Below are 23,055 nucleotides of genomic sequence, written 5' to 3'. Positions count from 1 at the left end.
CTCCGCTCAGAAGAACGAACGGCGGCGGCGCCGCATCCGGACCGCGGGGCGCTTCCCGGAGGGGAACCGGACCTGAACCGGCATGCGCCCGCCGCGCCGCCCCTTGGCGAACCGTGCCTTGGCGAACCGTCCGGTGGCGAACGGTGCCTTGCCGGGCCGGCCCTTGGCAGGCCACCGCGTGCCGGACGAGCGGCGCCGCCGCACCACCAGCACCGCCGCCACCGCGACGGCACCTGCCGACGCGGCCACGATCCCGCCGCGCTTGGCCTGCTCGGCGGCGCCGGCGTCGCGGGCCCGCCCGGCGGTCTCGCGCCACCGCTCCTTCGCCTGCTCGACCTTGTCCCTGGCCATGGCCTTCACATCGGCCTTGGCCGCGAGCCGCTCCACCGTCTCGCCGAGGTCGTGGCGCGCCCGGTCGACCTCCTGGCGCAGCTCCGCGGTCCCGGCGGCGGCACCGTGCTTGCCGTGCGCCGCGTGCTTGCCGCGCGCGGGGGTCTCTTCCCGAACCGCGGGTTCGCCGTGCGTGGTGTGCTTGTCCTGCGTCGTCATCGGTGCGTCGCCCTCTCCTTCAGCTCCGCCACGGTCTGCCGGGCCCCGTCCATGGCCTGCTCCGGCTTGGGCGGCGTGGCCTTCCTGGTCTGCGAGCGGCCCATCATCGCCAGGACGCCCGCGACGAGCATGAGGAACCCGCCGACGATGAGCGCCGCCGCCCACACCGGCAGCGCCACCGCGATCGCGGCGACCACCGCCGCGAGCAGCACCGCCACCCCGTACAGCGCGACAAGCGCGGCGCCGCCGAACATCCCGGCGCCGGTCCCGGCGTGGCGGCCCTTGTCCTTCAGCTCCGCCACCGCCAGCCGCAGCTCGGCGCGCATCAGCTCCGACACCTGCTGCGCGGCCTGCTTGACCAGTTCGCCGGTTCCGGGTTCGCGGCGCGGGCCGTCGAACCCGGGGGCGTGTCCGTAGTCGTGCCGGTGGGCGCCCGCGGTGACGGGTCCGTCCTCGCGCATGGTCCCGGTCTCGCCGTCCTGTGCCGGCCGCATGATGCTCATGACCTCCGGCCCCCTCCGCGTGTAGCTCGTCTAGAAGCCTGTCGTTCAGAAGCCTGCGGTAAGCCGTTCCCCGTGCTGGCCGCCTAAACGTGGCCGCGCCCGGACCACGGGTGACCGCCCCGCCGCCGGTATGGCCAACCCTCGGGCCACCTGGGGATTGCGAGGGGCGGGGTCAGGTGGTGGTGAGCCAGTGGACACGGTGGGCCTCGGTCGGGTCCGGGGTCTCCCAGCGGCGCACGAGCCGGTCGATCACCGCGTCGGGCACCGGCGCGGCCCGTCCCCGGTTGCGGTCGCGGACCACGCCCGGCGGCGCCTCCAGCGCGACGACCTCGACCCGCCCCCGGTACCCGGCGATGAGGCCGGTGCACGCCTCGCGCTGCGTCCGCGACACGTTGGTGGCGTTCCACACGAACGACCGCCCAGCGCGCAGGTGCTCGCGGGCCAGTTCGTGCGCGGCGGCCGCCACCGGCCGCTGGTCCCCGGACGGCGGCACCCCCATCTCCGCGCGGAGCCGGTCGAGGCTGACGACCGACACGTCCGGGCGGTTCGCGGCGATCCAGTGGTCCTTGCCGACGCCCGGCAGCCCCGACAGGACGGTCGCGGTCAGGCGCGTGTCGTCGTAGGCGGCGTAGCCGGGGTCGCGGCCCGGCTTGCGGAAGTACCAGAACCGGGCGTGGTCGGACGGGAACGCGCGCGGCCCGTCCAGGCACCCCTGCTCGGCGCAGTACTCCCCGTACAGCCCGACGTTCTCCAGCAGCTCGGCGGTGTCGGGACAGACGCGGCCGAGGATGTCGGCCGACGCCAGCAGCACCAGATCGTCGTTGCGGGCCAGCAGGCTGACCCGGAAGGCGATCTGCTGCAGGTCGGGGCGCTCCAGCGCCCAGAACGGCACCTGGTGGTGGCGGATCAGCGCGGCGACGTGCTCGCGCCACTCCACCGGCGCGCCCAGCTCCCACAGGATCCGCCGCACCATCAGGTCACCGCGCCGCGAGTGGCCGCGCGCGGTGATCCGGCCGTCGCCGTCGATGGCGGTGCAGTGCGGCTTGGCGATGTCGTGCATCAGCACGGCCGCGAACAGCCGCACCCGCTCGGCGTGCGGGCGCGCCCGCCACCGCGGCAGCGCGGCCAGCGCCTCGCACGCCATCCGGGTGTGGGTCTCCACGTCGCCCTCGCCGTGGAAGACCGCGTCCTGCGGGACGCCGGCCATGTCGCGGACCCAGTCGAAGGCGTCCCGGATCCGCGGCCAGTCCAGCTCCCAGCGCGGCGGGGCGGGGCACAGCTCAGCGAAGACCCGCATACAGCACCTCCGGGTCGGCCAGGCCGTTGGCGACGATGGGACGCTCCTGCCAGTGGGTCCCCGAGTCCAGGATCGCGGTCAGGAAGCTCGCCCGGACCCACTTGTAGCGGTCGACGGTCCGCCCGCCCTCCTCGACCTTGATGTAGAGGCCCTCCATCTCCTCGGCGGTGTCGCTCTCCTCGGCGACGCGGGCCGGGTCGGCGCCGCCCGCCTCCGCCGCCGCGCGCAGCGCGTCCCGCCAGCCCGGCGTGCGGCAGGTGGACGGGCCGGCGAGCGCGGTCAGCGCCGCCACGTCCGGCAGCGGCCCCTCGTGCAGCACCGGCACCGACACCACCGGCGTGTCCTCCAGCAGCTCCCGGCGCGCCGCCGTGGACAGGAACGTCCCGTCCGACTGGTCCAGGACGTCGAACTCACAGAAGTAGTGGGGGAGCGCGTCGTAGAAGACGGTGTGCTTGGCGTACAGCCACTCCCCGTACAGGACGTACCGGTCGCCGAGCCGCTCGCGCAGGACGTGCTGGACCGACGCCGCCCACGCCTTCAACGGCCCGAACTGCCGCTCGCGGGGCCCGCCGGTCAGGTAGTGGCCGCGGCTCTGCAGCCGCAGCTCGCCCTCCGGGGTGAAGCTGATCCCGGCGTTGGCGCCGTCGAGCTTCTCCTCCACCACCAGGTACCGCCCGGCGATCGCCGCGAACGGCACCGAGGCGAGGTCGTGGTCGCCCGGCTGGAGCCGGGACCCCTCGATGTGCCGGGTCCGGGGGTACTTGCGGAGCATGCCGACCGTTCTAACGAACGCCACCGGCCATGCCAACCGGTTTTCGCCCCGGCCGGGCGGCCGGCCGTGCGGGTCAGCCGACGGTGACGCGGGCGAGCGCGCCGGTCTCCAGCGCCGCCCACAGCGCGCCGTCCGGGCCGAGCGCGATGCCGTGCGGCTCGCAGCCGGGCGCCGGCAGCGCGTGCTCGTCGATGCGGCCCTCGGGGGTGATGCGGGCGACGTGCGCGGTGCCCCACTCGGTGAACCACACCGCGCCGTCCGGCCCGGCGGCGATGTGGGTGTGTCACGCCCGGGGACCCGCGACCCCCGCGCGGTCGGTCACGGGGCCAGGCGCGCCGCCCGCGCGTTGAGGTAGCGCTGCTCGGGGACGCTGTGCGTGCGTTCCGCCGCCGCCAGGTAGGACTCGCGCGCGCCCGCCGCGTCGCCCGACATCTCCAGCAGGTGCGCGCGGACCGCGTGCAGGCGGTGGTGCCCCGCGATCCGCCGGTCCGCGTCCAGCCCCTCCAGCAGGGCGAGCCCGGCGGCGGGGCCGCGCGCCATCGCCACCGCGACCGCGTGGTTCAGCGCGGCCATCGGGTTGTCGGAGATGCGCAGCAGCACCTCGTACAGCGCGGCGATCTGCGGCCAGTCCGTCTCGGCGGCCGAGGCGGCCTCGTCGTGCAGCGCCGCGATCGCCGCCTGCACCTGGTAGGGGCCGGCCGGGCCGTGCGGCAGCGTCGCGGCGACCAGCGCCAGGCCCTCGGCGATGTCGGCGGCCCGCCACAGGCTCCGGTCCTGCTCGGCGAGCGGGACCAGGGAGCCGTCCGGGGCCGTCCGCGCGGGACGGCGCGCGTCGGTGAGCAGCATCAGCGCCAGCAGCCCGGCCGCCTCGCCGTCGCCGGGCAGCAGCCGGTGCACGATCCGCGCGAGCCGGATCGCCTCCGCCGACAGGTCCGGCCGGTACAGGCTCGGGCCGGTGCTCGCATACCCCTCGGTGAAGATCAGATAGAGGACGTGCAGGACGGCCGCGACCCGGTCCGCCCGCTCGGCGGGCGCGGGCGCCCGGAACGGGACGCGGCTGTCGCGGATGCGGCGCTTGGCGCGGCTGATCCGCTGGCCCATGGTCTTCTCCGGGACGAAGAACGCGCGGGCGATCTCCCCGGTGCTCAGCCCGCCGACCGACCGGAGCGTCAGCGCGATCTGCAGATCCGGCGGCAGCACCGGATGGCAGCACATGAACAGCAGGATCAGCGTGTCGTCGGCGTCGCGCGGCGCGCTGTCGGCGGCGGGCGACAACCACTCCCGCGGCAGCCGGAACGCCGCGGCGGCGTCCTCGCGGCGGCGGCGCGCCTGCTCGGCCCGCAGCAGATCGGTCAGCCGCCGCGACGCGACGGTGATCAGCCAGGCGCGCGGGTCGTCGGGCACGCCGCGCTCGGGCCACTGCGCCGCCGCGGCGATCAGCGCCTCCTGCACGGCGTCCTCCGCCGTGTCGAAATGCCCGTACCGGCGCACCAGCGCCCCGAGGACCTGCGGCGCCAGCGGGCGCAGCAGGTCCCCGAACCCGGCCCCGGCCGCGGCGCGGGCGCCGGTTCCGGGCCGGTGGGCGGTCATGGCGCGGTCACCCCTCCAGGTCGGCGCGGCTGTCGACGATCGGCCGCAGGTCGGCGTAGGCGCGGCCCTGCGCGCCGGCGGGCGCCGGGCACTCGCTCAGCCGCGCGGTGATCTCCGACGCCCGGTCGAAGCCGTCGCACTCGATGATCGTGTACCCGGCGAGGACCTCGGTGGTCTCGGCGAAGGGTCCGTCGGTGACGACGGGCACGCCGTCCCTGGTGTGGAACCTGCGGGTGTGGACGGGCGCGGCCAGCCCCTGGGCGTCCACGAACTCGCCGGACTCCACCAGCTCCTGGTTGAACTTCTCCATGAACGCGCCCATCGCGGCCACGTCGCCGGCCGTCCAGACCGCCTCGCCCGGGGGGACCTTGCCCGCCATCTCGTCGTAGTCCCGCTGCGACGCGTACAGCATGATCATGTACCTCATGGCCGTTTCCCTCTCGTCCCGGCGCCCCCTTTGCGGCGCCTCTCACCGGAGACGTCGAAGCCGCCGCGCTCCTTTCGACACCCGCGGATACCCTTTCCAGGGTGCATCGTGTTTCCGGGGCGATCGTGTTTCGAGGGTGCGGCGCGGTCAGGCGAGGCCGGCGTCGTGGGCCAGCAGGGCGATCTGGGTGCGGTTGTCCAGGCCGAGCTTGGTCAGGACGCTGGAGACGTGCGCCTTGACGGTCGCGACGCCCATGAACAGCTCGGCGGCGATCTCGGCGTTGGAGCGTCCCCGCGCGACGGCCAGGACGACGTCGTTCTCGCGCGGGGTGAGCCGGTCCAGCGCCGCGCGGGCCCGCTGGTGCGCGCCGGCCTCGGTGACCGCGCGGTCCATGAGCCGGCGGGTGATCCGCGGGGACAGGATCGGGTCCCCGGCCGCGACCCGCCGGACCGCGCGGACGATCTCCTGCGGCGGGGTGTCCTTCAGCAGGAACCCGCTGGCCCCGGCGCGCAGCGCCCGCAGGATGTTCTCGTCGGAGTCGAACGTCGTCAGCACCACGACCTCGGGCGGGTTCGGCCGGGCGCGGAGCCTGCGGGTGGCGGTGATGCCGTCCACGCGCGGCATCCGCAGGTCCATCAGGACGACGTCGGCCGCGTGCGCGTCGGCCGCCGCGGGCACCTCGTCGCCGTCGGACGCCTCGCCCGCCACGGCGATGCCGGCGGCGCCGTCCAGCATCATCGACAGCCCGGCGCGGACCAGCGCGTCGTCGTCGACGATCAGAACGCGCAGCGGCCGGGTCACGCCGGCCATGGTAGCCAGGCGCGCAGCCGGAACTCGCCCGCGGCGGCCTGGTGGTCCAGGCGCCCCCCGGCGAGCCGCACCCGCTCGGTCAGGCCGACCAGCCCCGTCCCGCTGCCGGGCGCGGCGGGCGCCGCGCCCGGGTCCTCCGGGAGCGGGTTGCGGACCTCGATGACCAGCCGCGCCCCCGGCCGCCCCCGCAGCTCGACGCGGACGGGACGGCCCGCCGCGTGCTTGCGGGCGTTGGTCAGCGCCTCCTGCACCACCCGGTACGCGGTCCGCCCGGACGCGGCGGGCAGCGCGCCGGGATCGACGACCTCGTCGCGCAGCTCCACCGTCCCGCCCGCGTCGCGCGACTCCTCCACCAGGCGCGGCACGTCGCCCAGCACGGGCTGCGGGCGGCCCTCCTCCGCCTCGTCCTCGCGGAGCAGGACGATCACGTCGCGGAGCTCGTCCAGCGCCTGGTGCACCCCGGCGCGGACCACCCCGGCGGCGTGCGCGAGCTTCTCCGGCGGCGCGTCCGGCCGGTACTCCAGCGCGCCCGCGTAGGTGGCCAGCAGCGACAGCCGGTGGGCGAGCACGTCGTGCATCTCCCGCGCGATCCGGGCGCGCTCGGCCATCCGCGCCTCGGCGACCCGGCGGCCCTGCTCGGCCTCGGCGCGGCGGGCGCGCTCGCGCAGCGACTCCAGCAGCGCCCGCCGCGCCCGCGCCAGCGCGCCCCAGCCGGTCAGCGCGCCGTACCCGAGCGCGATCAGCAGCAGCCACCACCCGAACGAGATCCCGGCGGCCGGCCGCCACAGCCCCTGCACGGCGTGCGCGCCGACGCCGGCCGCGGCGAGCGCGGCGGCGGCCGGGAACGGGCGGTGGTGCGCGAGCCGCAGCGCCGCCATCGTCGCCGGCGGCGTCGCGGCCGGTGACAGCGCCGCCAGCGCGGTCAGCGCCACCGCGACCGCGACCGGGCGCCACAGCAGCGCCGGGGACAGCAGCCACGCCGCGGCGCCGACCGCGATGTCCAGGGCGAGCCGCCCGCCGGGCCCGTCCGCGCTGTGGCGGGCCCAGATCGTCGCCGCCACCAGCACGCCCATGGCGGCGAGCATGCCCGCGGCCGAGGTCAGCGTGCGCCGCAGGCAGGGGACGGGGGGCCGTGCGGCGAAGGTCTTGTCGTTCACGGGCTGAAGGCTAGCCGCGCAGGTCAGGGCACCGGCATCGACCAAAGTCGGAGCCCGCCCCGCCCGCGGGCGGAGCCGCCCGGGCTACCGGGGGCTCATGCGCAGGACGGCCGTTCCCCGGGACGCGGCGACCACGGTGACGACGACCCCGTTGGCCTTGAGCCGCGCGCCGGGATGCGCGGTGATCTTCGCGCTCCCCGGCGACCCGTACGCGGGCCCGACGACCATGGTCTGGCAGCGGGGGTCGCCCTCGCAGTTGAAGTCGAACGAGCCCGAGGCCGCGAGGACGACGTCGAAGGAGACCTCGTCGCCCTTGAGCGAGGTCACCTTGATCGCGCTGACCTCGAGCCTGTCCTCGTCCATCCGGATGGTGACCCGCCGCGTCACCTTCACCTCACAGGTCCCGTCCTTGCAGGCCCGCACGTTCGTCCCGTCCGTCGCCCGCGGCGACGCGGGCGACGAGGGGGACGTGGGGGACGAGGGCGGCGCGGTCGGTGTCTTCGCCGAGGGCGGTCGGCTCGCGGGCGCGGCGCCGTTCCCGTCGCTCCCGCACCCGGCCAGGCCCGCGGCGGCGGTGACCGCCACCAACCCGGCGGCCACGCGACGACGATGACGGGCGGATGGACGAGCCATGACGGGGACTCCTTCGTTCTGCGCGCACGTCCGGTCCGTGCGCCCCGGAGGACCCGACGATAGGCTCCGGCGACGGGACGGGTCCCGCCGATGACCGGATAGGCCCGGCCCCGGGGGCCGCGGAAATTCGCGTGCGGGCCCCGCGAGCCGTTCGCCATCATCGGCGCATGGACCCCGTGCGGATCAGACCGATGTCGGAGGACGACCTTCCGGTCGCCGAACGCGTCTCCGCGGTGACGTTCCTGGACGCCGACCGCCTCGCCATGCGCGCCGGCGACCCGGAGCCCGAGCCGCCCTCGCCCGCCGGCTCGCGGCGCTGGATCGAGCGGATGCGCTACTTCCTCACCGTCGACCCGGACGGCTGCCTCGTGGCCGAGGACACCGGAGGCATCACCGGTTTCGCCATCTCCCAGAACCGGGGCCCGCTGTGGTACCTGGCCACCTACGGCGTCCTGCCCGGCCGGCAGGGCAGGGGCATCGGCAGGCGGCTGATGGACGCCGCGCTGGCGCACGCCGGCGACCGCCCGGGCCTGTTCTCGGCGACCGCGCATCCCGGCGCGACCCGCCGCTACCGGCTGGCCGGTTTCACCCTGCATCCGCAGATGCGGATGGTGGGCCGCGTCGACCGGTCCGCGCTCCCGCCCGTCCGGGGGCTGCGCGAGGGCGCCGAGGGCGACCTGGAGTGGATGGACGACCTGGACCGCGCCCTGCGCGGCGCGGGACACGGCCCCGACCACCGCCACATGCTCGGCTCGCAGCGGCTCGTGGTCTCGGCCGACCGCGGCCGTCCCGGCTACGTCTACATCGACGACGGCGCGGGACGGCCCACGCTGCTGGCCGCCGCCGACTCCGAGACCGCCCGGCTCCTGCTGTGGGAGGCGCTCGCGTCCGCGCGGGAGGAGACCCTCGTCAACTGCATCACCACCCCCAACCACTGGGCCGTGGACGCCGCCCTGACCGCCCGGCTCCACCTCGACCAGGAGGGCTTCCTGGCGGTGCGCGGCATGGACCCGCCCGCCCCCTACCTGGCCAGCGGCCACTTCCTGTGACGGCCCGCCGGGCCATGCCTTTGCCGCTCCGGCAAAGAACTTTGCGCTCCAGGCCTGCGGTGACGCATAGTCGCCGTGGAGGTGGTCATGATGAGCGACCGGTTGAGGGACGACTATGACGTGGTGGTGGTCGGCGGCGGCGCCGCGGGGCTGAACGGGGCGCTGATGCTGGCCCGCGTCCGGCGCAGCGTCGTGGTGATCGACGCGGGCGCGCCGCGCAACGCGCCCGCCGAGGGCGTGCACGGCCTGCTGGCCCGGGACGGGATCAGCCCGGCGGAGCTGCTGGAGCGGGGCCGCGCCGAGGTCCGCCGGTACGGCGGTGACGTGGTGACGGGAGAGGTCACGTCGGTGGTCCGCGACTCCGGCGGGTTCACCGTGACGCCGGCCGGGGGCGGGGCCGTCCGCGCGCGCCGGCTGCTGGTGACGACGGGGGTGGTGGACGAGCTGCCGGACGTGCCCGGCCTGCGGGAGCGGTGGGGACGCGACGTGGTGCACTGCCCGTACTGCCACGGCTGGGAGGTCCGCGACCAGGCCATCGGCGTGCTCGCGACCGGGCCGATGGCGGTGCATCAGGCGCTGCTGTTCCGGCAGCTGAGCGACGACGTCGTCCTGTTCTCCCACACCGCGCCGCCGCCGTCGGGCGAGGACGCCGGGCGGCTGGCCGCCCGCGGCGTCCGCGTGGTCGGCGGCGAGGTGGCGTCCCTGGTGATCACCGGGGGCCGCATCGCGGGAGTGCGGCTGGCCGACGGGACGACCGTCGCCCGCCAGGCGATGGCCGTCGCGCCGCGGCTGGCCGCGCGCGCCGCCTTCCTCGACGGGATCGGACTGCGACCGGCCGAGCATCCCGCCGGGGTCGGCGAGCACATCCCGTCCGACGCGACCGGCCGTACCGATGTGCCAGGGGTGTGGGTCGCGGGCAACGTCACCGACCCGATGGCCCAGGTCGGTGCCGCAGCGGCGGCGGGCGCCGCCGCGGCCGGCCAGATCAACGCCGACCTGATCACCGAGGACACCGACCTGGCGGTCGCGTCCGCTGACGCGGCGGGTTCGGATGCGGAGGCCGTGGCGTGAGCGCGTGACCGCCGCCGCGACCCGCGCTCACCGGCGGCTGCGGGCTACGTCCCGGAGGCCGGTGCGCGGGTCGGGCGGGGCGGCGCCGTGCGGGCGGGCCATGCGATGTCGTCGACCGCCAGCCATGGCTCGCCGGCCACGGTGCCCGGGGTCGCCCCGGTGAACGCGACGACGTCGCGGTGCAGGTGGGGCTGGTCGGCGTAGCCGGTCTCGGCGGCGACCCGGGCGGGGTCGCGGCCCGCGGCCAGCAGGTGCGCGGCGTGGTCGAAGCGGACGAGCCGCGCGGCGCGCTTGGGCGGCAGCCCGATCTGCGCGTGGAACCGGGACCACAGGCGCTTGCGACTCCAGCCGGCCTCGGCCGCCAGCTCCTCGACCCGGACCAGGCCGCGGCCCGCGACGATCCGGTTCCAGGCCCGGGCCACTTCCGGAGCGACGGGGGAGCCGGTGGCACGCCGCCGGGCGAGGAAGGCGTCCATCAGCGCGAAGCGGTCCTCCCAGGACGCGGCCGCGGCCATGCGCTCGGCGATCCGGGACGCCTCCGTGCCCCACAGGTCGCCGAGGGCGACCGCGGCGCCGTCCAGCTCGGCGGGGGAGACGCCCAGGATCGCGTGCGCGACCAGCGGCGACAGGCGCACCTGCACGGCCTCGAAGTTCTCGCCCCGCACCCGCATCCCGCCGGATCCGAACCCGAGCCCGGCGGCGACGCTGCCCCGCCGCCCGCGCCCGGCGGCGTCGTCCACGATGAGGGGACCCGCGCCGAGTTCCACGGCCAGCGACACGGCCGGGTGCGGGACGGCCCGGTGCCCGGCGGCGGCGCGGCCGCGGTCGCGGAACCCGGCCATGGCGACACCGGCCGTCCGGCTGGGCCGCCGCGGGCGCGTGACGTCCCACACGGCCGCGTCGGCGCGCTCCATGGCCCCATGGTACGGCCGGCGCGGCGGGAACATTCGTACAAGCCGGCGGCCCGCCCGGACGGCGACAGTGGCCCCCATGACCACGAAACACGCGAAGTCCCGCCGCCTGCGCCGCCGCGCCGCCGTCTCGGCCGTCCCGCTCACGCTCGCCGGGCTGCTGCTGGCGAACGCGGTGGCGGTGTCGCGCCAGGAGGCCGGCGCCACCGGGGACCCGTCCCTCCCGCTGGACGGCGGGCGCGTCCACGTGCGGCAGGACGGCCCCCGCGACGCCCCGCCGCTGGTGCTGATCCACGGGCTCGCCGGGTCGGCGCGCTGGTGGGATCCGCTGGTCCCGATGCTGGCGGGGTCCCACCGCGTGATCCGGATCGACCTGCTCGGGCACGGCCGGTCGGCGAAACCGTCCGGCGGCGGCTACACGATCCCCGAGCAGGGGCGCCGGGTCGGCGAGGCGCTGGACCGGCTCGGGGCGCGGCGCGCCGTCGTGGCCGGGCATTCCACCGGCGGGTCGGTCGCCACCGCCCTAGCCGAGCAGCGCGGCGACCTGGTGGCCGCGCTGGCGCTCATCGATTCCGGGCCGGGCCTGGACGCGTTCGTCTCCGACGGGTTCGTCGGCCGGCTGCTGTTCGTCCCCGGCGTCGGGCAGCTGCTGTGGCGGGCGCGGACCGACGGGATCGTCCGCCGGGGCCTGGACACCGCGGTCAGCCGCCCGGGCTATGAGATCCCGCAGGAGCTCGTCGACGACGTGCGCGGCATCACCTACCACGCCCTGACCGCGACGTCGCGCGCGGCCGACGACTACCTGAGGCGGCGCACGCTGCCCGACCGGCTGGCGGCCCTCGGCACACCGCTGCTGGTGATCTTCGGTGCGGACGACCGGAGATGGCGCTCGTCCTCCGCCGCCGGCTACCGCACCGTCCCGGGCGCCAAGGTCGAGCTGCTGCCCGGCGTCGGGCACTCGCCCATGCTCGAAGACCCGCAGGGGACCGCCGCGCGCCTGCTCCCCTTCACCGCCCTCCACGCCGGGAAGCCGACCGGCTAACCCGGAGCGGAGCCGGGCGGGGTACTCGGCGATGGCGGTGATGGTGGCGGCGGGGCGGCGCGGTGGCCGGCGAGGATGCGGGTGAGGTCGGTCACCGGGGAGGCCGCCAGCTTGTGGTTGGTGTCGTCGTAGCCGCGGGTGGTGCGGGGGTCGGCGTGCCCGGCCAGGTCCTGGACCTTGGCGAGCGGGACGTCGTTGCCGAGCAGGGTGGTGATGACGGTGCGGCGCCCGCTGTGCGGGGTCAGCCGGTGCGCCGCGGGCAGCCCGGCCCGTTCGGACCGCCGCCTCCCGGGCGCAAGGGCGGCGGCGGCCTGGCGTTCGTCCTGGTCGGCGGCGGTCTCGTCGTGGTCCTGGCCCTGGTCGCGGTGGTCTTCCTCGTCGTCCGGGGCGATGACAGCAAGGGCGGAGGTGGTGGCGGCGGTGGCGACGTCCAGTTGCAGGTCGGGCAGATCGCCGGTGGCGCGGAGGCCACGCCGCTCGCCGACGGCAGCCTGGCCATGGCCCGTCCCGGCGTCACGTCCCCCGTCGTCGACGTCTACGAGGACTTCGCCTGCCCGCACTGCGGCACGTTCGACCGCATGCACGACCCGATGCTCAAGGAGCTGGCCGTCTCCGGACGCGCCAAGGTCGTGTTCCACCCGATGGTCATCTTCGGCGAGAGCTACCAGCCGGCGCACGGCAACGCGCTCCGGGCCGCGGCGGCGCTGCGCTGCGTCGGCGACGGCGCGCGCTGGCTCTCCTACCAGGACGCCCTCTACTCCCACCAGCCCGCGAGCCTGTCCACCCAGGGCTACGCGACGTCGGAGCTGATCTCCTACGCCACGCCGCTCGGGCTCACCGGCGAGGGGTTCACGTCGTGCGTCCAGCGGCAGCGCTACGCGGAGAGCGTGAAGACCGTCAGCAAGGGCTACATAGCGTCCGGGGTGTCGAGCACGCCCAGCGTGCGGGTGAACGGCCGCACGCTCGACACGTCGGACCCCGGCAGCCCGGACGCGCTGCGCCGCGCCATCGAGGCCGCGTCCTGACGGAAGCGCGCGGCGAAGGGGCTAGTCTCACCGCGACGAGGGAGGTCGAACACGAATGGCGTGGAGCTGGCGGCTGGAGAAGGCCGATGGGCGCATGGTCGGCATGTCGGAGGAGACCTTCTCCACCCAGGCGGACGCGGAGAGCTGGCTGGGCGAGAACTGGCGGGGCCTGCGCGCCGACGACGTCGACTCGGTGACCCTGCTGGACGGCGAGTCGGTGGTGTACGAGATGAGCCTGCTCGAACCCGAATGACGGGCGAGACGCGCGAAGGGCCGCGGAGCGACGGCTCCGCGGCCCTTCCACATGGCCGTCACGGTCGCCTGGGCGGGCTCCCGGTCTTGGCGGGGTCGCGGATGACGACCGGGTCGAGGACGGCGTCGATCCGCTTCAGCACGCCCTCGTCCAGCTTCACGCCCGCCGCCTTCGCGTTGTCGGCGACCTGCTCCGGACGGGACGCGCCCACGATCGCCGACGCCACGTTCGGGTTCTGGAGCGTCCAGGCGATCGCGAGCTGCGCCATCGACAGCCCGAGGTCGTCGGCGATCGGCTTCAGCTCCTGCACCCGGGCCAGCAGGTCGTCGTTCAGATAGCGCTTGATCATGTCGGCGCCGCCCTTGCCGTCGGTGGCGCGCGACCCGGCGGGCAGCGGCTGCCCCGGCTTGTACTTGCCGGTCAGGACGCCCTGCCCGATCGGCGACCAGACGATCTGCCCGACGCCCTCCCGCTCGCACAGCGGGACGATCTCGCCCTCGATGACCCGCCACAGCATCGAGTACTGCGGCTGGTTGGAGATGATCCGGTCGAAGCCCATCTCGTCGGCGATCTTGAGGGCCCGCTCGATCTCCTCCGCGCGCCACTCCGACACCCCGACGTAGAGGACCTTGCCCTGCCGGACGAGGTCGTCGAACGCCCGCATCGTCTCCTCGAGGGGTGTCTCGTGGTCGAACCGGTGCGCCTGGTACAGGTCGATGTAGTCGGTCTCCAGCCGCCGCAGGGAACCGTTGATCGACTCCATGATGTGCTTGCGGGACAGGCCCCGGTCGTTCACGCCGGGACCGGTCGGCCAGTAGACCTTGGTGAAGATCTCCAGCCCCTCGCGGCGCTGCCCCTTGAGCGCGCGTCCGAGGACCTCCTCGGCGCGCGTGCCCGCGTAGACGTCCGCGGTGTCGAAGGTGGTGATCCCCTCGTCGAGGGCGGCGCGCACGCACGCGCGGGCCGCGTCCTCCTCGACCTGGGAGCCGTGGGTGAGCCAGTTGCCGTACGCGATCTCGCTGACCTTCAGACCGCTCCGGCCCAGGTATCGGAACTCCATGGCCACGACCCTAGCCCGCCGCGAAACGGGATTTTCACGGCCGGTGGCCCGCCGGGCCGGGTCAGACCTTCTCCTTCTCGCCGATCCGCACCTGCGGGTTCGGCACGCGGAGCCGGCGGATCTGCATGGCGCGCATCGCCGCGTACAGCCCGACGCCCCTCGCGTCCTCGTCCGGGTACCGCTCGGCGGCCAGCCGCTTGATGCCGCGGCTCAGCAGCAGGCCCTCGGCGAACACGACGACCAGCAGCAGCGGCGGCGCGAACAGCACCAGCAGCCGGGCGACCGGGATCGGGAGCATGCTCAGCAGCACGATCGCGAACATGGCGTACATCAGGTACGAGCCGACCGTGCGCCGGGAGTCGACGTAGTCGCGGGCGAGCTTGCGGACGGGGCCCTTGTCCCGCTTGAGCAGGTGCTTCTCGTCCCCCTTCGCCATGCCCCGGCGCGCCTTGGCGCGCTCGGCCGCCTGCCGCTCCCTGACCTTCCGGTACGCCTCCTTGCGGTTGGCGGGGGCGGTGATCGGCTGGCGGTTGCGCTTCTCGGCTTCCTTGCGCTTGGGCGTGGGACGGCCCTTGCCTCCCGGCTTTACTACCTCAGGAGGATTCGCCGGGGCCTCCGGGGTACGACGCTTGAACACGGGATCAGACTACCGGCTGCGAACATCGTGGCTGCCTCGCGCGTTAACGCGTAGGGTGATAAGAACCCCAGCAGTGGTCATTGAGCCCAGTTCACGACTGAGGCGACAGCACGAAGGGACCGGCGCCGCGCGATGAGCGTGATGAAGCGAATGTCGATGATCTTCAAGTCCAAGGCGAACAGGGCCCTGGACCGCATGGAGGATCCTCGCGAGACCCTCGATTACTCCTACCAGCGACAGCTGGAGATGCTGCAGAAGGTCCGTCGGGGGGTCGCCGACGTCGCCACTTCGCGCAAGCGTCTTGAACTGCAGATCAACCAGCTGGAGCAGCAGCAGACCAAGCTGACCGACCAGGGCAAGAAGGCGTTGCAGGTCGGCCGGGAGGACCTGGCCCGCGAGGCGCTGACCCGCCGGGCCGGCCTGGAGAGCCAGCTGAACGACCTGCGCGGCCAGTACCAGCAGTTGCAGGGCGAGGAGGAGAAGCTGACGCTCGCCTCCCAGCGGCTGCAGGCCAAGGTCGACTCCTTCCGCACCCGCAAGGAGACGATCAAGGCGACCTACACCGCCGCCGAGGCGCAGACCAAGATCAACGAGGCGTTCTCCGGCATCTCCGAGGAGATGGGCGACGTCGGCCTGGCGATCCAGCGCGCCGAGGAGAAGACCGACACGATGAAGGCCCGCGCCGGCGCGATCGACGAGCTGCTGGCCTCCGGCGCCCTCGAGGACTTCTCCGGCCCGAAGGACGACATCCAGGCCGAGCTCGACCGGATGGGCTCCGGCCCCGGCGTCGACCTCGAACTGGAGCAGCTGAAGGCCGAGCTCGGCCAGGCCCCCGCGCCGAAGGAACTGAACCAGGGCACCCCGACCGCGCAGCCCCAGCAGCAGGACACCCCCCAGCAGGCCCCCCAGGTGAACTGGCAGGAGAAGCCCGGGGGTGCCCAGTGATCGTCCGCCTGATGGGCGAGGGCCAGCTGGACGTGGCCGCGGACGACCTGTCGGCCCTCAACGCGCTCGACGCCGAGCTGGAGTCGGCGATCGAGTCGGGCGACGAGACGAGCTTCCGCGCCGCGCTGCACGCGCTGCTGGAGAACGTCCGCAAGGTGGGCAAGCCGCTTCCGCCGGACAGCCTCGCGCCGTCCGAGCTGATCCTCCCGCCGGCCGACGCCCACATCGACGAGGTCCGCTCGATGCTGGGGGACGAGGGGCTGATCCCCGACTGAGACCGGTGCCCTGGCCGCCGGTGAACCGGACGATCAGGCACAAACGGGGGGTCCCATGCGTTGTACAGATGAACACCGCATCGGGAAACAGGGGGTGGCCGCATGGCCAGAACGCGATACGCCTCCGATCGGGGGCTGACCTCGCGGATGCTCGTGACGATGTTCCTGCTGGGGCTGGTCTACGTCGTCGCCGTGGGGGCGTTCTTCGTGTTCGTGCCTCAGTGGGCGTTCGTCGCGCTCGCCGTGGCGGCGGCGTTCCTGCTCGCCCAGTACTTCTTCTCCGACAAGATGACCCTGTTCGCCATGCACGGACGGGTCGTCACCCCGGAGGAGGCGCCTGAACTGCACGGCGTCGTCGACCGGATCTGCGCGCTGTCGGACGCCCCGAAGCCGCAGGTCGCGATCGCCGACACCGACGTGCCGAACGCGTTCGCCACCGGGCGGAACCAGAAGAAGGCCGTCGTCTGCGTCACCACCGGCCTGCTGCGCCGGCTCGACCCGGTCGAGCTGGAGGGCGTCCTCGCGCACGAGATGGCGCACGTCGCGCACCGGGACGTCGCGGTCATGACGATCGCGTCGTTCCTCGGCATCTGCGCGGGCCTGATCACCCGTGTCGGCCTGCAGATCGGCCTGTTCGGCGGGTTCGGCCGCCGTAGCAACGACCAGAACACGGGCCTGATCCTGCTCGCCGTGGTCGCCGCGAGCGCGCTCGCCTACGCGGTCAGCTTCATGCTCACCCGGGCGCTGTCGCGCTACCGCGAGCTGTCGGCCGACCGCGCCGCCGCGCTGCTGACCGGCCGCCCGTCCGCGCTGGCCAGCGCGCTGACGAAGGTCAACGGGGAGATCGCGCGGATCCCGACCAACGACCTGCGGTCCGCGCAGGCGTTCAACGCGTTCTTCTTCACCCCGGCGCTCGGCAAGGGCTTCAGCGTCTCCTCGCTGTTCTCCACCCACCCGACGCTCGACAAGCGGCTCGCCCAGCTCTCGAAGATCTCCGAGCAGCTCGGCAGGGGGGTCTGAGCCGTGGGCTTCCTGGACACCCTGCTCGGTCGCTCCAAGCCCGCCAAACCCGACCTCGACCGGCTGTTCGCGCTGTCGACCGCCGCGATCACGCTGGAGGCCGCGACGGAGTTCGTCCCGACCGGGCTCGGCTCGGTGTGCTTCCGCGCGGCGGAGGGCGGCGCGTTCGCGCGGCTGCAGCGCGACGTCCAGGAGCTGCTGGACGCCGACCAGGGCCCCAAGGTCGAGATCAGCACCGACTCCTACGGCTACACGTGGCTGCTCGCCACGCACCGTCCGGACGAGCTGCCCGACCTCGTCACCGACCTGCACGCCGTGAACGCGACGCTGGAGTCCGGCGGGTTCGGCCCGCACCTGCTCTGCTCGCTGGTGGGCTTCCGCGGCCCGGACGGCCAGCGCCTGGCGCTCGTCTACCGCTACAAGAGCGGCACGTTCTACCCGTTCGCGCCGCTCCCCGGGGACAAGCGCGACAACGCGCTCGAACTCCAGGTGCGCGGCGCGGTCGGCGCCGACCTCCCCTTCGAGGACGACCTCGGCCGCTGGTTCCCCCTGTGGGGCGCCCCCGGCCTGTGACAGGCCTGTGACCAGGCTGTGCGTCACCGGACGCTGACCGCCGTCCAAGATCGGCGTAATGTCAGGACATGGCGACCTCCCGCGACGCTTCCGACTCCGGTCTGACCTGGCGCATGCTGGTCACGGCGGTCCTGGTCGCGCTCATGTACGCGGCGGCCGTGCTGCCCGCGTTCCTCGCCGGGCCGGTGTGGGGCGCGGCGGCCGCGGCCGCCGCGGTCGCCGTCGCGGTGCTCTCCGCCCGCGCCGCCGACCGGCTGGCTCTCTACGCGATGGACGCCCGCCTCGTCACCTCCGCCGAGGAGCCCGAGCTGCACGCCGTCGTCGACCGGCTGTGCATGTCGTCGGGCCTGCCGAAGCCACGCCTCGCCGTGTCCGCGCTGGACATGCCGAACGCCTTCGCCGCCGGGTCGGGACCGGGCTCGGCGGTGGTGTGCGTGACCGACGGGCTCCGCGCCCGCCTCGAACCGGCCGAGCTCGCCGCCGTACTGGCCCACGAGATCGCGCACGTCGCCAACCGGGACGTGCTCGTCACGGCGATCGCGTCGTTCCCCGGCCTGTGCGCCGGGCTGTTCCTCGGCTGGTGGACGGGCCTGATCACCGGCCGCGGCCGGTACGGCGCCGGACGCGCGGCGGCCCTGCTCCTCGGGGTCGTCCTGCTGCCGCTCGGCGTCGCGGCGGCGGTCCTGTTCGCGGCGGGCACCCTCGTCGGGCTGGCCCTGTCCCGGCACCGGGAGCTGTGCGCCGACTCCACCGGCGCGGTACTGACGGGCCGTCCCGGTGACCTCTCGTCCGCCCTGAGCAAGGTCACCGAGGCGGTCCGGGACGCCTCCCGCGACGATCTGCGGGCGCTGCGGCCGGTGCGCGGCCGGTGCGTGGTCGCGGTGCGCGGCGGCGTGGAGTCGCTGCTGTCCAGCCATCCGACGCTGGAGCGGCGCACGGAGCGGCTGTCGGCCATCTCCTGGCGGCTCGAGAGCGGCGGCTGACATGGGCGTCCTGGATGCGCTGCGCGGCCGTCCCGCGCCGCCCGGGCTGCCCGACCTCGACCGGCTGTTCGCGCTGCCCGCCGCCGCGGCGGCACTGGAGGCCGCGACCGGGTTCGCGCCGACCGGCGCCGGAGCCGTCTGCCACCGCCTCGTCGAGGGCGGCCCGTTCGGCGCCTTCGGCCGCGCGCAGCGCGACGTCGCGCGCCTCCTGGCCACGGGCGGCGGCCGCGAGACGGGGTCGAGCGAGGGTCCCTACGGCTGGGGATGGGCGCACGTCACCCGCCCACCGGACGCGTTCGCCCGGCTCGTCGCCGACCTGCACATGGTCAACTCGACCCTGACCGCCGCCGGATACGGGCCCTACCTGCTGTGCTCGGCCGTGTGCTTCCGCCGGGACGCCGGCCCGCAGCGGCTCTTCCTGGTCCATTCGCCCGGCCGCGGGACGTTCTACCCGTTCGCGCCCCGTCCGCCCGGCGGGACGGCGGCGGAGCTCCGCCGCAACAACACGGTCGAGACGAACGCCCGCGACGTCCTCGCCGGCGAACTGGACATCGAGCCCGACAGGGGCCGCTGGTTCCCCGTCTGGGACGTCCCCGGCCTGGCGTAGACGCCGCTCAGGGGAGGGCGAGCATCTGGTCGAGGGCGGCGCGGGCGTGGTGCGCGGTCTCCCCGTCCACCTCGATGACGTTCTCGACCCGGCCGGCGGCGAGGGACTCCAGCGACAGCACCAGGTGCGGCAGGTCGATGCGGTTCATCGTCGAGCAATAGCAGACGGCCTTGTCGAGGAACATGACGTTCTTGTCCGGGTGGGCGTTCGCGAGCCGCCGGACGAGGTTCAGCTCCGTGCCCACCGCCCACGACGACCCGGGCTCCGCGGCCTCGATGGTCTTGATGATGTACTCGGTCGACCCGATCCGGTCGGCCGCCGTGACGACCTCGTGCCGGCACTCCGGGTGGACGAGGACGTTCACGCCGGGAACGCGTGCGCGCACGTCGTCCACGGACTCCTTCGTGAACCGGCCGTGCACGGAGCAGTGGCCGCGCCACAGGATCATCTTGGCGTCCCGGAGCCGCTGCGGCGTCAGGCCGCCCTCGCGGCGGTGCGGGCTGTAGACGACGCAGTCGTCCGGGGAGAAGCCCATCTCCAGGACGGCGGTGTTGCGCCCGAGGTGCTGGTCGGGCAGGAACAGGACCTTCTTGCCGTTCCCGTAGGCCCAGTCCAGAGCGCGCTTGGCGTTGGACGAGGTGCACACCACGCCGCCGTGCCGTCCGACGAAGCCCTTGATGTCGGCGGACGAGTTCATGTACGTGACCGGGACGACGTCATCGGCGACGCCCGCGTCCTCCAGGACGTCCCAGCACTCCTCGACCTGGTCGAACGTCGCCATGTCCGCCATCGAGCAGCCCGCGCCGAGGTCGGGCAGGATCACCCGCTGGTGGGCCGCGGTGAGGATGTCGGCCGACTCCGCCATGAAATGGACGCCGCAGAACACGATGTACGGCGCCTCGGGACGGGCCGCCGCCTTCTGCGCCAGCTTGAACGAGTCGCCCGTGACGTCCGCGAACTGGATGACCTCGTCGCGCTGGTAGTGGTGGCCGAGCACGAACACCTTCTCGCCGAGCGCGGCCTTGGCGGCGCGGGCGCGCTCGACGAGCGCGGGGTCGGAGGCCGGCGGCAGCTCGCCGGGACAGTCCACGCCGCGCTCGCTGGCGGGGTCGGCGGCACTGCCGAGCAGCAGCAGTGGAAGGTCGCGCACCGGGGTGGTCATGGCCTCTCTCCCTCCGGCGACGGGGCTTATCGTCGCTTTGACGACTAATGATGGCACATCCCGGGGCCGGCGATGATGTGACGTAGAACGCACCGTCGTTCGGCGCCCCTTCTGGGTGTTAGACATGGCCGGGAAGCGGAATTGGCTTATGGCGAGGTACGTTGTCCTACGGGAAGGGGCGTAAGACGTCCTGGAGGACAAGCGACAGCCCGCCGCCGCGCGCGGCGCAGCGAACCCGGGAGCTGAACATATGACGGTTTCAGGCGAGACCACGCAGGAGACCACGCAGCAGGGCGTCATCCTCACCGACGCCGCCGCCGAGAAGGCCAAGGGCCTGCTCGAGCAGGAGGGCCGCGACGACCTTGCGCTGCGTGTCGCCGTGCAGCCGGGCGGCTGCTCCGGCCTGATCTACCAGCTCTTCTTCGACGAGCGGGAGATGGACGGCGACCAGATCCAGGACTTCGCCGGCCTGTCCGTGCGCGTCGACCGGATGAGCGCCCCCTACCTCACCGGCGCCACCATCGACTTCGTGGACTCGATCGAGAAGCAGGGCTTCACGATCGACAACCCGAACGCGTCCGGCTCCTGCGCCTGCGGCGACTCCTTCAACTGAGCGGGCCGCCCCAGCGAGCGTCGGGGGGCGGGCCGGGCGGCGCACGCCCGGCCCGCCCTTTCGTGTTCGCCTGGTCATCTCTCGGGCTGCGCTTCGGCGTCAATCTGTGGTGCGATGGGAAAGTACTCTTTCCGGGTCCGACACAGCCGGTGAACAGCCGGACGACCACGACGAGGAGAGCGACGCCGTGCGCATCGCCGTGACTGGCTCCATTGCGACCGACCACCTCATGACGTTCCCTGGGAGATTCACCGACCAGTTCCTGCCCGACCAGCTGGACCGGGTGTCGCTGTCATTCCTGGTGGACGAGCTGGACATCCGGCGCGGCGGCATCGGCGCCAACATCTGCTTCGGGATGGGCAACCTCGGCAAGGAGTCGATCCTCGTCGGCTCGGTCGGCGACGACTTCGCCGACTACCGCTCCTGGCTCGAACGGCACGCGGTCGACACCGCGTCCGTGCACGTGTCCGAGATCCACCACACGGCCCGGTTCCTGTGCACCACCGACCAGGACCAGAACCAGATCGCGACGTTCTACGCGGGCGCGATGAGCGAGGCCCGCTCCATCGAGCTGCAGCCCGTCGCCGACCGCGTCGGCGGCCTCGACCTCGTGATCATCAGCCCGAACGACCCCGAGGCGATGCTGCGGCACACCGACGAGTGCCGCGCCCGCGGCATCCCGTTCGCCGCCGACCCGTCCCAGCAGCTCGCCCGCATGGACGGCCCCGACGTCCGCCGCCTCATCGACGGCGCCGCGTACCTGTTCAGCAACGAGTACGAGAAGGCGCTCGCGGAGGAGAAGACCGGCTGGTCCGGCGAGGAGATCCTCGACCGCGTCGGCATCCGGATCACCACCCTCGGCGCCAAGGGCGTCGTCATCGACCGCAAGGGCGAGGAGGGCCTGCACGTGCCCTCCGTCCCCGTCGAGAAGGTCGTCGACCCGACCGGCGTCGGCGACGCGTTCCGCGCCGGGTTCCTGTCCGCGCTCGCCTGGGAGCTGCCGCTCGAACGGGCCGCGCAGGTCGGCCACACCATCGCCGCGCACGCCCTCGAATCCGCGGGCCCGCAGGAGTACTCCCTGGCCCGCCAGGCGTTCCTCGACCGCTTCGCCGCCGCCTACGGCTCCACCGCCGCCGCGGACGTCGCGCCGCACCTCACCTGCCCGAACCCGTAACAAGGCCAAGCAGAAGGGCCGCGCCAAACCGGCGCGGCCCTTTCTGCGTGCTCGTTCAGTACGTCCTGCGGATGTGGAAGCCCCAGCCGCCCTGCTGGAGCGTCTCCTCCCAGACGAAGTCCTGCGACTTCATGCGGCACCAGGCGGGGACGTCGGTGCGGGCGGCGGCGTCGTCGGCGAGGACGGCGACGATCTGCCCGACCGGGACCTCGCGGATCCGCTCCGCCAGCATGATGATCGGGATCGGGCACTTGCGGCCCAGCGCGTCGATGACCAGGACGGGCGGCGGCGCCTCCGGCTCGGCGGCGGCGACGGGCGGCGACGCGGCGTCCCCGCGGGACGCCCCGCTCTTGGCGCGGCCTCGGAACCTCATGGGCGCGACCGCCTCCCTGTGTCGATGTGATCAAGTGCCGTACGGCGGAGGCGGTCGACGGCGCCGGGCAGCACGGTCAGGAACCGGTCGACGTCCGCCGAACGGACGCCACGCGGCAGCGATACCCGCACGTTCCCGTGGGTAATCACGCCCATCGCCTCCAGCACATGACTGGGACGCAGCGTATCCGCCGTACACGAACTTCCGGAGGAAACGGCGAAACCCAGCCTGTCCAGTTCGGTCAGAAGCGCCTCACCCTCCACGTACAGGCACGAGAACGTCACCAGGTGCGGCAGCCGCCGCACAGGGTCGCCGACGACCTCGACGTCCGGGACGGCCTGCGGCACCTCCGCGCGGATCCGGTCCACGAGGGAGGAGACGCGCGCCGCGTCCGCCGCCATGTCCGCGCGGAACGCCTCCAGCGCAGCGGCGGCCGCCACGATGGCGGGGACGTTCTCGAACCCCGGCACGCGGCGCTGCTCGCGCTCGTCGTCCGGCAGCGGGGAGCGCCACCGCGTGCCCTTCCGGACTGCGAGCACGACGA

The 23,055-nt window shown here is 74.0% G+C and carries 31 protein-coding genes; 14 read left to right on the top strand and 17 right to left on the bottom strand.

Annotation, left to right across the window (positions count from 1 at the left end; all coding sequences use genetic code 11):
• Window positions 1-6: 6 nt before the first annotated feature.
• The 10 genes from E1264_RS15085 to E1264_RS15040 form a co-directional block, all read right to left on the bottom strand.
• On the bottom strand, window positions 7-549 hold the full coding sequence (locus E1264_RS15085; RefSeq protein ID WP_132173818.1) for a DUF3618 domain-containing protein: 543 nt from the start codon (window positions 547-549) through the stop codon (window positions 7-9).
• On the bottom strand, window positions 546-1,052 hold the full coding sequence (locus E1264_RS15080) for a phage holin family protein (protein WP_243710941.1): 507 nt from the start codon (window positions 1,050-1,052) through the stop codon (window positions 546-548). The genes E1264_RS15085 and E1264_RS15080 overlap by 4 nt, the downstream gene beginning before the upstream one ends.
• 172 nt (window positions 1,053-1,224) lie before the next feature.
• Window positions 1,225-2,349: an AAA family ATPase gene (locus E1264_RS15075; RefSeq protein ID WP_132173816.1), complete on the bottom strand. Its 1,125-nt coding sequence runs from the start codon at window positions 2,347-2,349 to the stop codon at window positions 1,225-1,227.
• Window positions 2,333-3,121 (bottom strand): RNA ligase family protein, encoded by a 789-nt coding sequence (locus E1264_RS15070; RefSeq protein ID WP_132173814.1) that lies wholly within the window; start codon window positions 3,119-3,121, stop codon window positions 2,333-2,335. Before E1264_RS15070 ends, E1264_RS15075 begins: the two co-directional genes overlap by 17 nt.
• A 73-nt stretch (window positions 3,122-3,194) precedes the next feature.
• Window positions 3,195-3,371, bottom strand: coding sequence for a hypothetical protein (locus E1264_RS15065; protein WP_207935923.1), 177 nt, complete (start codon window positions 3,369-3,371; stop codon window positions 3,195-3,197).
• A gap of 68 nt (window positions 3,372-3,439) precedes the next feature.
• Window positions 3,440-4,711: a sigma-70 family RNA polymerase sigma factor gene (locus tag E1264_RS15060; protein WP_132173812.1), complete on the bottom strand. Its 1,272-nt coding sequence runs from the start codon at window positions 4,709-4,711 to the stop codon at window positions 3,440-3,442.
• Between the two features lie 7 nt (window positions 4,712-4,718).
• Complete coding sequence (locus tag E1264_RS15055; RefSeq protein WP_132173810.1) at window positions 4,719-5,138, bottom strand: YciI family protein; 420 nt, start codon at window positions 5,136-5,138, stop codon at window positions 4,719-4,721.
• Window positions 5,139-5,285: 147 nt separating this feature from the next.
• A complete protein-coding gene (locus tag E1264_RS15050; protein ID WP_132173808.1) occupies window positions 5,286-5,948 on the bottom strand; it encodes a response regulator transcription factor in 663 nt (220 codons plus the stop codon).
• Window positions 5,936-7,033, bottom strand: coding sequence for a histidine kinase (locus E1264_RS15045; RefSeq protein ID WP_132173832.1), 1,098 nt, complete (start codon window positions 7,031-7,033; stop codon window positions 5,936-5,938). Before E1264_RS15045 ends, E1264_RS15050 begins: the two co-directional genes overlap by 13 nt.
• A gap of 156 nt (window positions 7,034-7,189) precedes the next feature.
• Complete coding sequence (locus E1264_RS15040) at window positions 7,190-7,432, bottom strand: hypothetical protein (protein WP_165964188.1); 243 nt, start codon at window positions 7,430-7,432, stop codon at window positions 7,190-7,192.
• On the opposite strand from E1264_RS15040, the gene E1264_RS43375 reads away from it, so the two are divergent.
• The 3 genes from E1264_RS43375 to E1264_RS15025 all read left to right on the top strand — a co-directional run bounded on the left by E1264_RS43375 (window position 7,419) and on the right by E1264_RS15025 (window position 9,858).
• Window positions 7,419-7,718 carry a hypothetical protein gene (locus tag E1264_RS43375; protein ID WP_165964187.1) on the top strand — a complete coding sequence of 100 codons (300 nt, stop codon included), beginning with the start codon at window positions 7,419-7,421 and terminating at the stop codon, window positions 7,716-7,718. The genes E1264_RS15040 and E1264_RS43375 overlap by 14 nt on opposite strands.
• 187 nt (window positions 7,719-7,905) lie before the next feature.
• Window positions 7,906-8,787 carry a GNAT family N-acetyltransferase gene (locus E1264_RS45960; RefSeq protein WP_207935922.1) on the top strand — a complete coding sequence of 294 codons (882 nt, stop codon included), beginning with the start codon at window positions 7,906-7,908 and terminating at the stop codon, window positions 8,785-8,787.
• Window positions 8,788-8,877: 90 nt separating this feature from the next.
• The gene (locus tag E1264_RS15025; protein ID WP_207935921.1) at window positions 8,878-9,858 is read left to right on the top strand and encodes an NAD(P)/FAD-dependent oxidoreductase; all 981 of its coding nucleotides are present in this window, start codon (window positions 8,878-8,880) and stop codon (window positions 9,856-9,858) included.
• A 44-nt stretch (window positions 9,859-9,902) separates the two neighbouring features.
• Here E1264_RS15025 and E1264_RS15020 read toward each other — a convergent pair whose 3' ends face one another.
• Window positions 9,903-10,772 (bottom strand): helix-turn-helix domain-containing protein, encoded by an 870-nt coding sequence (locus tag E1264_RS15020; RefSeq protein ID WP_132173800.1) that lies wholly within the window; start codon window positions 10,770-10,772, stop codon window positions 9,903-9,905.
• 76 nt (window positions 10,773-10,848) lie between these two features.
• Between E1264_RS15020 and E1264_RS15015 the strand changes: the two genes are divergently transcribed.
• A complete protein-coding gene (locus E1264_RS15015) occupies window positions 10,849-11,811 on the top strand; it encodes an alpha/beta fold hydrolase (RefSeq protein WP_132173798.1) in 963 nt (320 codons plus the stop codon).
• Here E1264_RS15015 and E1264_RS15010 read toward each other — a convergent pair.
• A complete protein-coding gene (locus E1264_RS15010) occupies window positions 11,808-12,371 on the bottom strand; it encodes a site-specific integrase (protein ID WP_165964186.1) in 564 nt (187 codons plus the stop codon). The genes E1264_RS15015 and E1264_RS15010 overlap by 4 nt on opposite strands.
• A gap of 18 nt (window positions 12,372-12,389) precedes the next feature.
• Between E1264_RS15010 and E1264_RS15005 the strand changes: the two genes are divergently transcribed.
• Together E1264_RS15005 and E1264_RS15000 are read left to right on the top strand one after the other, a co-directional pair.
• Window positions 12,390-12,836 carry a thioredoxin domain-containing protein gene (locus E1264_RS15005; RefSeq protein WP_243710940.1) on the top strand — a complete coding sequence of 149 codons (447 nt, stop codon included), beginning with the start codon at window positions 12,390-12,392 and terminating at the stop codon, window positions 12,834-12,836.
• 55 nt (window positions 12,837-12,891) lie between these two features.
• A complete protein-coding gene (locus E1264_RS15000; protein WP_132173792.1) occupies window positions 12,892-13,089 on the top strand; it encodes a hypothetical protein in 198 nt (65 codons plus the stop codon).
• A 58-nt stretch (window positions 13,090-13,147) separates the two neighbouring features.
• Here E1264_RS15000 and E1264_RS14995 read toward each other — a convergent pair whose 3' ends face one another.
• Complete coding sequence (locus E1264_RS14995) at window positions 13,148-14,149, bottom strand: aldo/keto reductase family protein (RefSeq protein WP_132173790.1); 1,002 nt, start codon at window positions 14,147-14,149, stop codon at window positions 13,148-13,150.
• Between the two features lie 61 nt (window positions 14,150-14,210).
• Window positions 14,211-14,786 carry a DUF3043 domain-containing protein gene (locus tag E1264_RS14990; protein WP_132173788.1) on the bottom strand — a complete coding sequence of 192 codons (576 nt, stop codon included), beginning with the start codon at window positions 14,784-14,786 and terminating at the stop codon, window positions 14,211-14,213.
• Window positions 14,787-14,918: 132 nt separating this feature from the next.
• Between E1264_RS14990 and E1264_RS14985 the strand changes: the two genes are divergently transcribed.
• The 6 genes from E1264_RS14985 to E1264_RS14960 all read left to right on the top strand — a co-directional run bounded on the left by E1264_RS14985 (window position 14,919) and on the right by E1264_RS14960 (window position 19,189).
• Window positions 14,919-15,731 (top strand): PspA/IM30 family protein, encoded by an 813-nt coding sequence (locus E1264_RS14985; protein WP_207934748.1) that lies wholly within the window; start codon window positions 14,919-14,921, stop codon window positions 15,729-15,731.
• A complete protein-coding gene (locus tag E1264_RS14980) occupies window positions 15,728-16,006 on the top strand; it encodes a hypothetical protein (protein ID WP_132173786.1) in 279 nt (92 codons plus the stop codon). The genes E1264_RS14985 and E1264_RS14980 overlap by 4 nt, the downstream gene beginning before the upstream one ends.
• A 102-nt stretch (window positions 16,007-16,108) precedes the next feature.
• Window positions 16,109-17,026 (top strand): zinc metalloprotease HtpX, encoded by a 918-nt coding sequence (gene htpX, locus E1264_RS14975; RefSeq protein ID WP_132173784.1) that lies wholly within the window; start codon window positions 16,109-16,111, stop codon window positions 17,024-17,026.
• Between the two features lie 3 nt (window positions 17,027-17,029).
• Window positions 17,030-17,599: a hypothetical protein gene (locus tag E1264_RS14970; RefSeq protein ID WP_132173782.1), complete on the top strand. Its 570-nt coding sequence runs from the start codon at window positions 17,030-17,032 to the stop codon at window positions 17,597-17,599.
• A 68-nt stretch (window positions 17,600-17,667) separates the two neighbouring features.
• On the top strand, window positions 17,668-18,582 hold the full coding sequence (locus E1264_RS14965; RefSeq protein ID WP_132173780.1) for a M48 family metalloprotease: 915 nt from the start codon (window positions 17,668-17,670) through the stop codon (window positions 18,580-18,582).
• A 1-nt stretch (window position 18,583) separates the two neighbouring features.
• On the top strand, window positions 18,584-19,189 hold the full coding sequence (locus E1264_RS14960) for a hypothetical protein (RefSeq protein ID WP_132173778.1): 606 nt from the start codon (window positions 18,584-18,586) through the stop codon (window positions 19,187-19,189).
• Between the two features lie 7 nt (window positions 19,190-19,196).
• Here E1264_RS14960 and nadA read toward each other — a convergent pair whose 3' ends face one another.
• On the bottom strand, window positions 19,197-20,351 hold the full coding sequence (nadA, locus tag E1264_RS14955) for a quinolinate synthase NadA (protein ID WP_132173776.1): 1,155 nt from the start codon (window positions 20,349-20,351) through the stop codon (window positions 19,197-19,199).
• A gap of 250 nt (window positions 20,352-20,601) precedes the next feature.
• On the opposite strand from nadA, the gene E1264_RS14950 reads away from it, so the two are divergent.
• Both E1264_RS14950 and E1264_RS14945 read left to right on the top strand, forming a co-directional pair.
• On the top strand, window positions 20,602-20,964 hold the full coding sequence (locus tag E1264_RS14950; protein WP_132173774.1) for an iron-sulfur cluster assembly accessory protein: 363 nt from the start codon (window positions 20,602-20,604) through the stop codon (window positions 20,962-20,964).
• Between the two features lie 187 nt (window positions 20,965-21,151).
• Entirely contained in the window at window positions 21,152-22,138 is a 987-nt protein-coding gene (locus E1264_RS14945) for a carbohydrate kinase family protein (protein ID WP_132173772.1), read from the top strand.
• A gap of 55 nt (window positions 22,139-22,193) precedes the next feature.
• On the opposite strand, the gene E1264_RS14940 is transcribed toward E1264_RS14945, so the two are convergent.
• Together E1264_RS14940 and E1264_RS14935 are read right to left on the bottom strand one after the other, a co-directional pair.
• Window positions 22,194-22,511 carry a sulfurtransferase TusA family protein gene (locus E1264_RS14940; RefSeq protein WP_132173770.1) on the bottom strand — a complete coding sequence of 106 codons (318 nt, stop codon included), beginning with the start codon at window positions 22,509-22,511 and terminating at the stop codon, window positions 22,194-22,196.
• Window positions 22,508-23,055, bottom strand: a 548-nt coding sequence (locus E1264_RS14935; protein ID WP_132173768.1) for an aminotransferase class V-fold PLP-dependent enzyme, incomplete at its 5' end; no start/stop codon positions are given. The genes E1264_RS14935 and E1264_RS14940, both read right to left, overlap by 4 nt.

This window comes from Actinomadura sp. KC216, from assembly GCF_004348535.1.
Taxonomy (GTDB): domain Bacteria; phylum Actinomycetota; class Actinomycetes; order Streptosporangiales; family Streptosporangiaceae; genus Spirillospora.
Note: the sequence above shows the minus strand (reverse complement) of the source record. Positions and strands in the feature narration are given on the sequence as shown.